The following is a 12,573-nucleotide window of genomic DNA, read 5'->3' as shown; positions in this document are numbered from 1 at the left end:
CGAAGTTGGGGCCCTAGAACACCGGCTTGGTGAACTGGTCCATGTTGTCCTGGGTAATCTTCGGCGTATCGAAGTAATTCAGGAATGGCAGATCTTCGCCGTTGAGCAGGTCAATCGCAGTCTTAAGTGCTGCTTCGGCGTCATCGACTGGTGACTGGTAGATTGAACCCCAGTAGGTGCCTGCGGCCATCGCTTCATAGCCAACTGCGAAGTTAGTTGCGCCAACAAAGGTAATGCCCTCGCGGCCCGCAGCGATCGCTGCGTTCATTGCGCCAACGCCCATGTTGTCGTCACCGGAATAAACACCGTCGATGTCGTCATACTGGACGAGGAACGCTTCCATTACTTGCTGTGACTTTTCGCGGTTCCAATCACCAGGCTGCTCGTCGATCTGCTCAACGTTCGGGCAGACTTCGGGCAGACGATCGTTGAAGCCCTGCGCGCGTTCAATCGCCGTTGTGTAGCCGGGCTGACCTGTGATGTGGACGACCTTGGCTTCGTCTTCGATGCCCAGTTCTTTGAAGCGGTCACACATGATTTCGGCAGAACGGATGCCCTGCGTGACGTTGTCAGGACCAGAGAAGGACGCGACGAAGTCAAAGCCGGCTTCGGCGATGTTGGAGTTGGTCACGACAACCGGAATGTCAGCCTGATATGCCTTACGCACAGCGGGGATCACGGCCTCGCCGTTGGTCGGCCAGATAATGATGGCGTCGACTTCCTGCTGGATAAGGTCTTCCATCTGGGCGATCTGGCGGGCCACGTCACCACCGGCGTCCAGAACGACGACTTCAACATGAGGGTTGGCTTCGGCAGCCGCAATGAAGGCCTGCTCATATGTGGTTTGGTAGCTGTCGACACCCACGTTGTTCTGGGTGATGCCGATTGTCATCGTTTCGTCGGCTGCGGCCATGCCTGCAACGGCCATCGCCGTCGTGGCGGTCGTCGCTGCGAGAAGTGTGCGGATTTTCATTTGTGATTTCCTCCCAAGGAATCTTTTCTGAACTCAGTTTAGCTGGCTCCCCCCTCCATAGGGGAATCATGGTCCATCGGACTGCGTTCACCATGTGGGTTTGCCAGAAGCACCGCGTCACCAAAAATATCCGTTATGATAATTTCTTCGTCCGAATTGGATATTTTTGCGATACGCTTTGATCACCAACTCTCGCAACCTACGGAGGGAAGCATCGATGGGCAAATCAGATTCGTTCAAAATGAATATTTCGGCCGACGGTCGCAAAACGCAATCGCCAAAGCAAACCAGAAAGAAAAAAACCAGTCCGATGAATGCGATGAGCGCAACAAACATGGCCCGGTTCAGGCCCCCAAGGGCAAAAACCGAGATGCTTCAGATCATCGCCTTTCTCGAGGATTTGGGTGACGAACTGGAGGACGTGGTAGACCTGTCCGCACCGAATCCGAACCTGCGAATGACGCTCTTGTTGCTACGTGGACACCTCGAAGGGCGTGCGATTACTGCCACTTCGCTGATTGGTGCCAGCCGCGTGCCCTACGCCACAGCGAACCGCCGCCTAAAGGAAATGGTGAACGCTGGTCTGATTGAACAGCGCCCCCGCACCAAGACCGGCAAAAGCTTCTCGATGCACCCCAGCGAAACACTCATGGATCAATGGGCCCAACTGTCGAGCCGCGTGAGTCGGTTGGCGGCAAATCGGTTCGGCGGCAAGCAAACGCTGGGAGAGGCCGACGACTACTACTTTGGCGAGTCCTACATGGACGCCAAGTCGATCCCCCCGCTTCAGGTTCTGTCCGAACCGCTGAAGCTTGCCGGTGGCCTGCGTGTGCTGGTTCACGGGGACCCAACGTTCATGGTCATGGAAAACCTCAAGCGGCAATTCGAACAGTCCATCGGGGTGCAAATCAATCAACGCGCTTTTTCGATTGATCGCCTGCACGAAGAAGCCGTCCGCAATTCAGAACGCAAATCCAGCCGCTACGACATCATCGCCGTGGATCTCCCATGGGTGGGGGAGTTCGCTGAGCGCGACATTCTGATGCCACTGGACGAGGCCATGGACATTGCGAGCGTTGACCCGGCAGATTTCCACACGGCTGGCTGGAAGGCGGCCCATTGGGGCGGCAGGCCCTATGGTTTGCCCGCCCAGACCACGCCCGAATTGTTGTTCTACCGAAAAGACATGTTCGCCGAAGCCGGGCTTGAACCACCTGCTACAACCGATGCGCTCTTGGCCGCCGCCAAGGCGCTGCATGACCCCCAAAACGGCCGACACGGGATTGCGTGGAACGCCGCGCGCGGAACGGCGCTTGGCCACACAGTGCTTATGACGCTTGCCGATTTCGGCCAGCCTGTCTTTGATCTGCCCCCCGTCGCGGGCGGCTTTGCCACGGGCCACCTCGCTGATCGGCGCTACAACGTCACGATTGATACGGAATCAGGTCTCCGCGCGGCCGAGTTCCTGCTGGAATTGCTGGAATACTCACCTCCCGATATTCTGTCGATGTCCTGGTATGAACGCGTACGGCCCTATGCTGCGGGTCGCATCGCGATGGCATACGGCTACACCTTGCTGGCTCCCTATTTCGAGTCGGACGAAGAGTCGCCCGCCAACGGTCAAACTGGTTATCTGCCCCATCCCGCTGGCCCGGGTGCCAGCCAGATCGCCCCTGTGGGCGGCTACATCATGGGCATTCCCGCCAATCTACCGCCGGATCGCGTGCCAGCGGCTGTTGAGGCGCTACGCGTCTTCACCTCGCCCGAGGCACAAAAGCTCTACGTGCAAAACGGCAGCCGGACCAACCCGCGTTATTCCGTTGGCGCGGATCCAGACGTCCGGCGCCTGTCGCCCATCTTCGAGGCCGTCGATGCCATGTCATGGCGCGACGAGTTGCAATTCTGGCCCCGCCCGCCCGTGCCGGAGATCAGCGAGATCATCCAGATTTGCGGAGAGGAATTCCACGACATGCTGCGCGGTCTAACGACCCCGGCAGAAACACTGCGTCGCGCACAGGAGAGGGCCGACGCCATGATCAAAAGACACAGGTCTAAGTGACAACAGGAGGAGACATCCATGGACCCCAACCGCCTCAAAGGTAAGAATATTCTCATCACCGGTGCCGCCCGCGGCATGGGTCAGGCCAACGCCGAAAACTTTGCCGCCCAAGGCGCGAATGTCTGTCTTGGCGATCTGGACGGCGATGAAGCGCAGAAAGTTGCCGATGCGATCAATGCAGCGGGGAACGGCGAGGCGATTGCTGTCAAAATGGATGTCACCAAGCGCGAAGACAACGCCGCCGCCGTTGCCGCCACGGTCAAGGCCTTCGGGTCGATCAATGTCGGGCTTTTCAACGCGGGCCTGAACAAACCCCGGTTCTTCATGGATATTGACGAAGACAACTGGGACATGATCATGAACGTCAACACCAAGGCGATGTGGCTGGGCATGCAGGAAGTCGCCCGCCAGATGATCGCCCAAGGCCCGATGGAGGATCACCCCTACAAGCTGATCAACGTGGGCTCGATCGCGTCGAAAAAGCCGCTGGTGGATGTGACCGTCTATTGCACCTCGAAATACGGCTGCCTTGCGCTGACAGAATGTGGTGCGCTTGGTCTGGCCGAGCACAACATCACCGTGAACGGCTACGCGCCGGGCGTGGTTGTCACACCGCTCTGGGAGCAGTTGGACAAGGATCTGGTCGAGATTGGGTTCAAGGAACGCGAAGGTCAAGCCTATGAGGATATCGTTGACAGCGCCCTTGTGATCAAGCGCGTTTCCTATCCCAAGGATATCGTCGGCACCGCGTCGTTCCTTGCATCCGACGATAGCGATTACATGACCGGCCAAATGATCTCTATCGATGGCGGCTGGGCGACGACCTAAGCCAACACCCGAATTTTCAGCAACAAACCGGGTGCGCATGGTCCCACCCGAAAGGAGTTTTCCATGTCAGAACGTCCAGGCAATGCACTCATGCCAAACCTGCTCACCCCTCAGGATCTTGAGCCCAATTGGGAGTGGCGCGAAAAGCTGCCGGCCCATGGCCACATGTCCGTGGATTTCGAACGCCGCATCGATCACGACCGCCTGCGTCGCTACCGCCTTGCGCGGACTCGCCAGTCGCTGAAGAACTCGAACGCGGGCACGCTGCTTTTGTTCGATGTGAACAATATCCGCTATGTCTCGGCCACCAAGATCGGTGAATGGGAACGCGACAAAATGTGCCGCTTCTGCCTTCTGACAGGTGACGACAGCCCCTACGTCTGGGATTTCGGGTCCGCCGCGGAGCACCACAAACGTCACTCCGATTGGCTGGAGCCCAGCCATTGCCTTGCAGGCGTGGTCGGCATGCGCGGCACGATCCCGCCCGAATTCGGGCTGATGCAGAAGTATGCCAAGCAGATCGCGCAATTGATCAAAGATGCCGGCATGGCCAACATGCCCGTGGGAGTGGATTATGCTGAAACGGCGATGTTTCACGCTCTGAAGGAAGAAGGCCTGAACGTCGTTGACGGTCAGCAGATCATGCTGGCAGCGCGTGAGATCAAAAATACCGACGAGATCCAGCTTCTGACGCAAGCCGCGGCCATGGTCGATGGCGTCTACCACATGATCTACGAAGAGCTAAAACCAGGCATTCGCGAGAATGACATTGTCGCCCTGTCCAACAAGATGCTCTACGAGATGGGCTCCGACGATGTGGAGGCGATCAACGCCATTTCCGGCGAACGCTGCAACCCGCATCCGCACAACTTCACCGACCGTTTGATCCGCCCCGGCGATCAGGCCTTCTTTGACATTCTGCAATCCTATCAGGGATATCGCACCTGCTATTACCGGACCTTCAACGTGGGCCGTGCGACCCCGTCGCAAAACGATGCCTACGTGAAGGCCCGCGAATGGATCGACGCTTCTATCGCTATGATCAAACCCGGCGTCACGACCGACAAGGTGGCTGCGGTCTGGCCCACTGCGGAAAGCCTGGGCTTCGCCAACGAAGATCAAGCCTTTGGCCTGCAGTTCGGCCACGGCCTTGGTCTAGCGCTGCACGAACGCCCGATCATCTCCCGCGCCGTCAGCTTGGATCACCCGATGGAAATCCAGACCGGTATGGTCTTTGCGCTGGAAACCTACTGCCCCGCAACGGACGGCTATTCGGCCGCCCGGATCGAGGAAGAAGTCGTCGTGACCGAGACCGGCTGCGAAGTCATCAGCCTCTTCCCGGCCGAAGAACTGCCGATCGCCAACCGCTACTGACCGGCGGTTTATCCGCGCCCGGCGTTCGCTCCCAGCGTCGGACGCGGGCCTTGCCCGTTTGCCCAAGAGGACATCATGGCCAAAACAAAGACAAACACCGAAGACTACCTACGCATGTATCGCCAGATGGTGCGCATCCGCTCGTTCGAAGATAACGCCAACCAGCTCTATCTGTCCGCCAAAATGCCGGGCCTGACCCATATGTATTCTGGCGAGGAAGCCGTCGCCGTGGGCATCTGCGAGGCGCTGAAAGTGACAGACAAGATCACTTCGACCCACCGGGGCCATGGCCACTGCGTCGCCAAGGGTGCGAATTTCAAAGAAATGTTCTGCGAACTTCTGGGCAAGGAAGAGGGCTATTGCCGCGGCAAGGGCGGCTCGATGCACATCGCCGATCAATCCAACGGCAATCTCGGCGCCAATGCCATCGTCGGCGGGTCCATGGGGATCGCCACCGGATCGGCCTTCACGGCGAAGATGCTGGGCAAAGACGATGTGACTGTCTGCTTCTTCGGCGACGGGGCGACGGCACAGGGCCTGATGTATGAGGTCATGAACATGGCTGCGCTTTGGAATCTGCCAGTCATCTACGCCTGCGAGAACAACGGCTATTCAGAATACACCAAAACCGAAGAAATCGCCGCCGGTTTGATCACGGCGCGCGCCGAGGCCTTCGGGATCGAGGCGCATCAGGTCGACGGGCAAGACGTGCTGGCCGTCAACGAACTCACCCAAGACCTCGTAGCGCGGGCGCGCAAAGGCAAAGGCCCCTTCTTCATGGAGTTGATGACCTATCGCTACCACGGCCACCACGTCGGCGACATCAACCGCGAATACTACCGCTCGAAGAACGAAGAGAAGGACTGGAAGGAAAATCGCGACCCGATCATCAAATTCCGCGGCTGGCTCGTCGAGCAGGGCATTGCGTCTGAGGACGAGATCGAAGCGATGAACGCTGAAGTGAAGAAAGACGCCGAAGAAGCCGTCGCCTATGCTGAGGCAGCGCCTTACCCAGACCAAGCCGAGGTCGATATGCATGTCTTTACAGACGTCAAACATGCGCTGGCCTGAGGAGGAAGACATGCGAGAAATTACACTGTCCCAAGCGGTCAATGAAGCACTGGCCGAAGAGATGCGCCGCGATGAAACCGTGTTCATCATCGGCGAAGATGTGGCCGAGGCCGGAACGCCTTTCAAGGTCCTCAGCGGCCTTGTCGAAGAGTTCGGCACCGAGCGCGTTGTAGACACACCAATTTCCGAACCCGGCTTCATGGGCCTTGCTGTTGGGGCCGCGATGACGGGCACACGCCCTGTCGTGGACCTCATGTTCGGCGATTTCATATATTTGATCATGGATCAGCTATGCAATCAGGCCGCCAAGACGCATTATATGTCGGGCGGCAAGATGAGCGCCCCCTTGGTTCTACGCACCAACATGGGCGCAACCCGCCGCTCGGCCGCGCAGCATTCGCAATCGCTGCACGCATTGGTCGCCCATATTCCCGGCCTGAAGGTGGCGATGCCATCGTCTGCCTATGAGGCCAAGGGCCTGATGAAAACCGCGATCCGCGACAACAACCCTGTCGTCATCTTTGAGGACAAGCTGATGTATAACGACAAGGCCCCCGTCCCGGAGGAGGAGTTCTTGATCCCCTTCGGAGAGGCCAACATCAAGCGGGAAGGCAGCGACATCACCCTGATCGCCACGTCCTCGATGGTGCAGGTCTGCGAAGCGGCGGCCGAGATTCTGGCGAAAGAAGGCATCGACGCAGAGGTCATCGACCCGCGCACGATCGTGCCTCTAGACGAGGAAACCCTCATCGCATCGGCCAAAAAAACCTCCCGCGTGATCGTGGTAGATGAAGGCCATCAAAGCTACGGTATCACCGGCGAGATTGCTGGCCGGATCAACGAAAAGGCCTTCTATCACCTCGACGCTCCGGTGCTGCGCATGGGCGCGATGGATGTGCCCGTCCCCTTCTCGCCCGCGCTGGAAGACATCACCGTTCCGACACCGGAAGCCGTGGCAGAAAACGCGCGCAAACTCATGTCAGGGGAGATGATCCATGCCGCATGAGGTCATCATGCCGGCGCTTGGCATGGCGCAGGACACCGGCAAGATCGTCAGTTGGCTTAAGTCTGCTGGCGATGCCGTGAAAGCCGGTGACGCGCTGTTCGAGGTGGAAACCGACAAAGCGACGATGGAGGTAGAATCCCCCGCCGACGGCTATCTGACAGATGTGCAAGCCGACGCAGGGGCCGATGTGCCCGTAGGCAATGTCATAGCACTTGTTTCGGACACCGCCGAAGACAGCGGCAGCGCCGCGCAGGCCCCCGTTGATGCAGGCGGCAGCGATGACGCCTCGCTGCCCGACGGCAAAGCCGTCATCATGCCCGCGCTTGGAATGGCACAAGATACAGGTGTAATTGTCGCTTGGCACAAGGGGCTTGGCGACGCCGTGGCCGCGGGCGACATCCTGTTCGAGGTCGAAACCGACAAAGCCACCATGGAGGTCGAGGCGGGCACCGATGGCTTCGTCGCAGCATTGCTGGCCGAGGCAGACGAAGCCGCCCCTGTTGGCGATACGATTGCCATTATCTCCCCCGAAAAGCCTGCCAATCCTGTGCAGCGCAGCATTGCGGATGGTGGCGCAGCAAAACCAGCTGCAACACCCGATCCGGCCCCAAAGGCGAAAGGCGAACCCAAATCTTCACCTAAAAAGGCGCCCAAAGCACAGGCTTTCACATCAGCTGATGGTCGTATCCTCGCCTCCCCCAAGGCGCGGCGTCTGGCGCTGGAACAGGGGCTGGACCTTAACCGACTGGTGGAGGCCGGACATCCCCAACCCTTCCACGTTGCGGATATTGAGGTCCTCAGCACAATGCCCGCGCAAACTGCCGGTCAAACCGCCGCACCTCCGCGTCGTCTGACTGCTGATTTGCCCACGGATGGCTCTTGCGCGTTTACCGAATGGGCGACTGAAAACACCGACCTGCAAGATGCAAACGCCATTCTCGCAGGCCTCGCCGCCGCAAGCCTTGGTCGCGACACGGCAATCATCGCCGTTGAAAGCTTCGAGCAAAGCCGCGCCTACACGGTTCCTGCCGGCCCGTTCAGCGCCATCACCAAGGCCGAAGATGATAGCGCGCCGGACCTCATCCTGCGCGATCTGCGCTTGAGCCGCGTCAGCACTGTCGATCTCGGCGAAGAAGACGCGCCGGTCCTCACGCTGACACGCACAAACAGCGGGCTCACCATCACACTGGAATGCGCAGGCCATCACCTGGCCGCCAGCGCCGCCGTCACCCTTCTATCAGAATTCGCAGGCCGCATGGAGCAACCGCTCCGCCACCTGCTCTAAGTCTCGGAGACACCTATGGAATATACCGATCTCTACATCAACGGCACGTGGACCAAAGGCACCTCGGGCGAACGTTTCGACGTCATCAACCCTGCCACCGAGGAGGTTCTCGCCTCCGTCGCCTCTGCCGACATCGCCGATGCAGACGCTGCACTGAACGCCGCCGAAGCCGCGATGAAGGACTGGGTCGCGCGCACGCCGCGCCAGCGCTCTGAAGTGCTCCGTAAGGCGTGGGAATTGATGACCGAGCGGCTTGATGAGTTCGCCCACCTCATGACGCTGGAGAACGGCAAGGCAGGCGTGGACGCCAAAGGAGAGGCTACCTATGCCGCCGAGTTCTTTCGCTGGTTCGCCGAAGAGGCCGTGCGCGCCGACGGGCTGATCACTCATGCCCCATCCTCTGGCGCGCGCATCGTTGTGCAACACAAACCGGCGGGCCTCGCCGTGCTGGTCACGCCTTGGAACTACCCCGCCGCGATGGGCACCCGCAAGATCGCACCCGCGCTGGCTGCGGGCTGCGGCGTGATCATCAAGCCTGCGTCCGAAACGCCCCTCACCATGCTTGCCCTCATGCCCCTTCTGGAAGAGGCGGGCGTTCCTGCGGGTCTCGTGAACGTACTGCCAAGCCGCAAGACGGGGTCATTGGTCGACCACATGTTGCATGATCCCCGCGTGCGGGTCGTCAGCTTCACCGGCTCGACCGGTGTCGGGCGGAAGCTACTGAAAAGCGCGGCCGATCAGGTCCTCAAACCTGCGATGGAGCTGGGCGGCAACGCCCCCGTCATCGTATTCGATGATGCCGACATGGACACGGCCATCGAAGGAACGATGCTTGCCAAGATGCGCAACCTTGGCGAGGCCTGCACCGCCGCCAACCGCATCTATGTGCACGAAAGCATCGCGGATGAGTTCACCAAACGCCTCAGCGCGCGGATGTCGGCCCTCAAGGTCGGGGACGGCACTGACCCGACCGTTGACGTCGGCCCGCTTGTGAATGCCGATACGCGCGACAAGGTCGCGGAGTTCGTCGCAGACGCCGTGGCAAAAGGCGCCAAAATCGAATGCGGCGGCACCCCGCCCGAAGGCAAGGGTTTCTACTACCCGCCCACGGTCCTGTCCAACGTGTCCGTGGATGCCGATTGCGTGCGCGACGAGATCTTCGGCCCCGTCGCCGCCATCCAAACCTTTACGGATCAGGACGAGGTCATCGCACGGGCCAATGACACCGAATACGGCCTTGTCGCCTATGTATTCTCTGAAGACTTCAAGCGTGCGCTACAGGTCTGTGAACGGCTCGATTACGGCATGGTTGGCTTGAACCGTGGCCTCGTGTCGGACCCCGCTGCGCCCTTTGGTGGGGTCAAGCAATCCGGCCTTGGCCGCGAAGGCGGGCATGAAGGCATGCTTGAGTTCATGGAAACCCAGTACATTTCGGCCAGCTGGTAAGGGGGCTGATATGAGCGACATCACCGCACCACCGTCGGTTCGTGCCCTTGCCCGCCAAAAGGGTATCGACCTTGAGAAACTGGCCAAGGATCTGGGCCGCACATCCATCGCGCGTGAGGATCTGGAGGGCGGAAAACCTGTAGGCGGACCAGCCGGTCACACATCTTATTGGGATGTGGACCACAACCAGTTCGGCCCCGTGACCGAAGAACCGATGAGCCGTTTTGCCCAAGTGGCCGCCGCCAACCTTGGCGCGGCCAATGCCCTTATCCCGCAGGTCACGCACCATGATCGCGCCGATGTCACCGCCATCGAGGCGCTTCGCAAAGAACTGAAACCGGAGGCACAGGCGCGCGGCATCAAGCTGACCGCGCTGGCGTTTCAGGCTAAGGCGCTGGCGCGAGCGTTGCGTGAATTTCCACGGTTCAATGCGTCGCTGTCGCCTAACGGCAAGACCCTGACACTTAAGGATTATGTTCACATCGGTATCGCCGTGGACACGGCCCATGGCCTCATGGTTCCGGTTGCGCGCGATGTGGACCGCAAAGGGCTTTGGCAGATCGCGACAGAGATTTCCGACCTCGCCACACGCGCGCAAAACCGCAAGGTAGGACCGGATGAAATGGGTGGCGCGTCGATGACGATCACCAATCTGGGCGGCATTGGCGGTATAGGCTTTACGCCCATCGTCAACCCGCCCGAAGTTGCCATTCTTGGCATTACGCGCACGGAAACTGTCACAGTCTGGGAGGGCGACACGCCGCGCCCCGTGCCAATGGTCCCGCTTGATCTGAGCTATGACCACCGCGCCATCAACGGGGCCGATGCGGCCCGCTTCGTCAGTTACCTTGCGGGGCTGATCGCGGATCCGCGCCGGATCATGGTCTAGGGGGCGCCAATGTCTGACAACCACGCCGACCTCATCGTTCTGGGCGCAGGCCCCGGTGGGTATGCCTGCGCCTTTCGCGCCGCTGATCTGGGGCGCAAAGTCGTCATGGTCGACCCACGCGCAACACTTGGCGGGGTTTGCCTGAATGTTGGCTGCATCCCGTCCAAGGCCCTCTTGCATGCCGCCGAAGTGATCCGCGAGGCCCGCCACGGGGACGACTGGGGTATATCTACCGGCCGTGTGTCCGTGGATCTAGACAAGTTGCGCGCGAAGAAAGACAGCATTGTCGAGCAGCTGACCACGGGCCTCGTTGGCCTTGCCAAGCGGCGAAAGGTCCAGACCATTCGTGGCACGGCACAATTCACCGGCGATAAGAGCCTTGAGATTGACGGCACCGCCTGGACCTTCGATCAGGCCGTGATCGCTGTGGGCTCCGCCCCTGTGCGCCTGCCCGGTTGGCCCGAAGACGATCGCATCTGGGACTCTACCGATGCGCTTGAACTCAGTGACGTGCCCAAGGCGCTCGCCATCGTGGGCGGCGGGATCATCGGGCTGGAAATGGCCACGGTCTATGCCGCACTCGGCAGCAAGGTGACTGTCATCGAGCTCATGGACCAGATCGCCCCCGGCGCCGATGCAGAAGCCGTGGCGATTCTGCGTGCCGCTCTGGAGACGGAGGGGGTTACAATCCACACAGGCACAAAAGTGACCGAGGTCAAAGCCACCAAAGCCGCGCTGACGCTATCTTGCGATGGTGGGTACGACGGGAAGATCAAGGCGGATGCGGCGATCCAGGCGGTGGGACGTCGTTCCAACGGGCCGCAAGTCGCCCCAGAGGCCGCTGGCGTCGAGATTGACGACCGCGGTGTTATTCCAGTGAATGTCTCTTGCCGCACGAATGTTGATGGCATTTTTGCGATCGGCGATGTCACCGGCAACCCGATGTTGGCACATCGCGCCACCCATCAAGGCCACGTCGCCGCCGAGGTCGCCTCGGGCCACGCCGCGGCCTTGGATACCGACCTTGTTCCCTCGGTTGCCTACACCAGCCCCGAACTGGCTTGGGCTGGCCTGACACAGGCACAGGCCAAGGACCGGGGCGTCGATCACAGAGTTGCCAGCTTCCCCTGGGCTGCGAGCGGGCGGAATCTGGCCTCGGGTGGGGGCGATGGGCTGACCAAACTGGTCTATTGCCCCGAAACCCAGCGCCTGCTTGGCGCGACCATCGTGGGTCGAAATGCCGGAGAGCTTTTGGCAGAATGTGTACTGGCTATGGAGATGGGCGCAACACTCGAAGACGTGGCGCTTTCAGTGCATGCACACCCGACACTTTCCGAAACCGTAGGCTTCACGGCAGAACGCGCCCTCGGCACGCTAACCGATCTGTGACTTCGCTTGGCACTTCTATAGAGCTCAGCAGGCAGTCAGCGCTCGTCACCGGAGCAAGCCACGGCATCGCCAGCGCCCGTGGCAACTGGCCCTGACGCAAATATCAGCAGACGCGCCATCAACCTCGATTGCGCCGCGTATGTTTTGTTGAGTTGATCCAGATTGACGGTTCGGATTATCGCTCGTTCGAGAATAGGGCCAATCCCAGCACCCCGAACGGCTGGTTTGGTGAATTTCGCTTCACTGTAAAATG

11 protein-coding genes are annotated in these 12,573 nt (G+C 60.1%); 10 read left to right on the top strand and 1 reads right to left on the bottom strand.

What is annotated here, in order from left to right; genetic code table 11:
• Window positions 1-13 precede the first annotated feature (13 nt).
• The gene (locus FTO60_RS02645; protein WP_148054515.1) at window positions 14-973 is read right to left on the bottom strand and encodes a sugar ABC transporter substrate-binding protein; all 960 of its coding nucleotides are present in this window, start codon (window positions 971-973) and stop codon (window positions 14-16) included.
• A gap of 135 nt (window positions 974-1,108) precedes the next feature.
• On the opposite strand from FTO60_RS02645, the gene FTO60_RS17875 reads away from it, so the two are divergent.
• The 10 genes from FTO60_RS17875 (at window position 1,109) to lpdA (ending at window position 12,320) form a co-directional block, all read left to right on the top strand.
• The gene (locus tag FTO60_RS17875; RefSeq protein WP_254696872.1) at window positions 1,109-1,381 is read left to right on the top strand and encodes a hypothetical protein; all 273 of its coding nucleotides are present in this window, start codon (window positions 1,109-1,111) and stop codon (window positions 1,379-1,381) included.
• Complete coding sequence (locus FTO60_RS02640; RefSeq protein WP_254696871.1) at window positions 1,344-3,032, top strand: extracellular solute-binding protein; 1,689 nt, start codon at window positions 1,344-1,346, stop codon at window positions 3,030-3,032. The genes FTO60_RS17875 and FTO60_RS02640 overlap by 38 nt, the downstream gene beginning before the upstream one ends.
• 18 nt (window positions 3,033-3,050) lie before the next feature.
• Entirely contained in the window at window positions 3,051-3,860 is an 810-nt protein-coding gene (locus FTO60_RS02635) for an SDR family NAD(P)-dependent oxidoreductase (RefSeq protein WP_148054513.1), read from the top strand.
• A gap of 63 nt (window positions 3,861-3,923) precedes the next feature.
• Window positions 3,924-5,234, top strand: coding sequence for a Xaa-Pro peptidase family protein (locus tag FTO60_RS02630; RefSeq protein ID WP_148054512.1), 1,311 nt, complete (start codon window positions 3,924-3,926; stop codon window positions 5,232-5,234).
• Between the two features lie 75 nt (window positions 5,235-5,309).
• Window positions 5,310-6,305 (top strand): thiamine pyrophosphate-dependent dehydrogenase E1 component subunit alpha, encoded by a 996-nt coding sequence (locus FTO60_RS02625; protein ID WP_148054511.1) that lies wholly within the window; start codon window positions 5,310-5,312, stop codon window positions 6,303-6,305.
• A gap of 10 nt (window positions 6,306-6,315) precedes the next feature.
• Complete coding sequence (locus FTO60_RS02620) at window positions 6,316-7,311, top strand: alpha-ketoacid dehydrogenase subunit beta (protein WP_148054510.1); 996 nt, start codon at window positions 6,316-6,318, stop codon at window positions 7,309-7,311.
• Window positions 7,301-8,596 (top strand): biotin/lipoyl-containing protein, encoded by a 1,296-nt coding sequence (locus FTO60_RS02615; RefSeq protein WP_148054509.1) that lies wholly within the window; start codon window positions 7,301-7,303, stop codon window positions 8,594-8,596. Before FTO60_RS02620 ends, FTO60_RS02615 begins: the two co-directional genes overlap by 11 nt.
• Before the next feature lie 15 nt (window positions 8,597-8,611).
• The gene (locus FTO60_RS02610; protein WP_148054508.1) at window positions 8,612-10,042 is read left to right on the top strand and encodes an NAD-dependent succinate-semialdehyde dehydrogenase; all 1,431 of its coding nucleotides are present in this window, start codon (window positions 8,612-8,614) and stop codon (window positions 10,040-10,042) included.
• A 10-nt stretch (window positions 10,043-10,052) separates the two neighbouring features.
• Window positions 10,053-10,931 carry a 2-oxo acid dehydrogenase subunit E2 gene (locus FTO60_RS02605; protein WP_148054507.1) on the top strand — a complete coding sequence of 293 codons (879 nt, stop codon included), beginning with the start codon at window positions 10,053-10,055 and terminating at the stop codon, window positions 10,929-10,931.
• A gap of 9 nt (window positions 10,932-10,940) precedes the next feature.
• Window positions 10,941-12,320 (top strand): dihydrolipoyl dehydrogenase, encoded by a 1,380-nt coding sequence (lpdA, locus tag FTO60_RS02600; protein WP_148054506.1) that lies wholly within the window; start codon window positions 10,941-10,943, stop codon window positions 12,318-12,320.
• The last annotated feature ends 253 nt before the right edge of the window (window positions 12,321-12,573 follow it).

Origin of the sequence: Octadecabacter sp. SW4, from assembly GCF_008065155.1 — a bacterium.
GTDB lineage: Bacteria > Pseudomonadota > Alphaproteobacteria > Rhodobacterales > Rhodobacteraceae > SW4.
The sequence above is the reverse complement of the archived record's forward strand: the minus strand, read 5'-3'. Positions and strand labels throughout refer to the sequence as shown.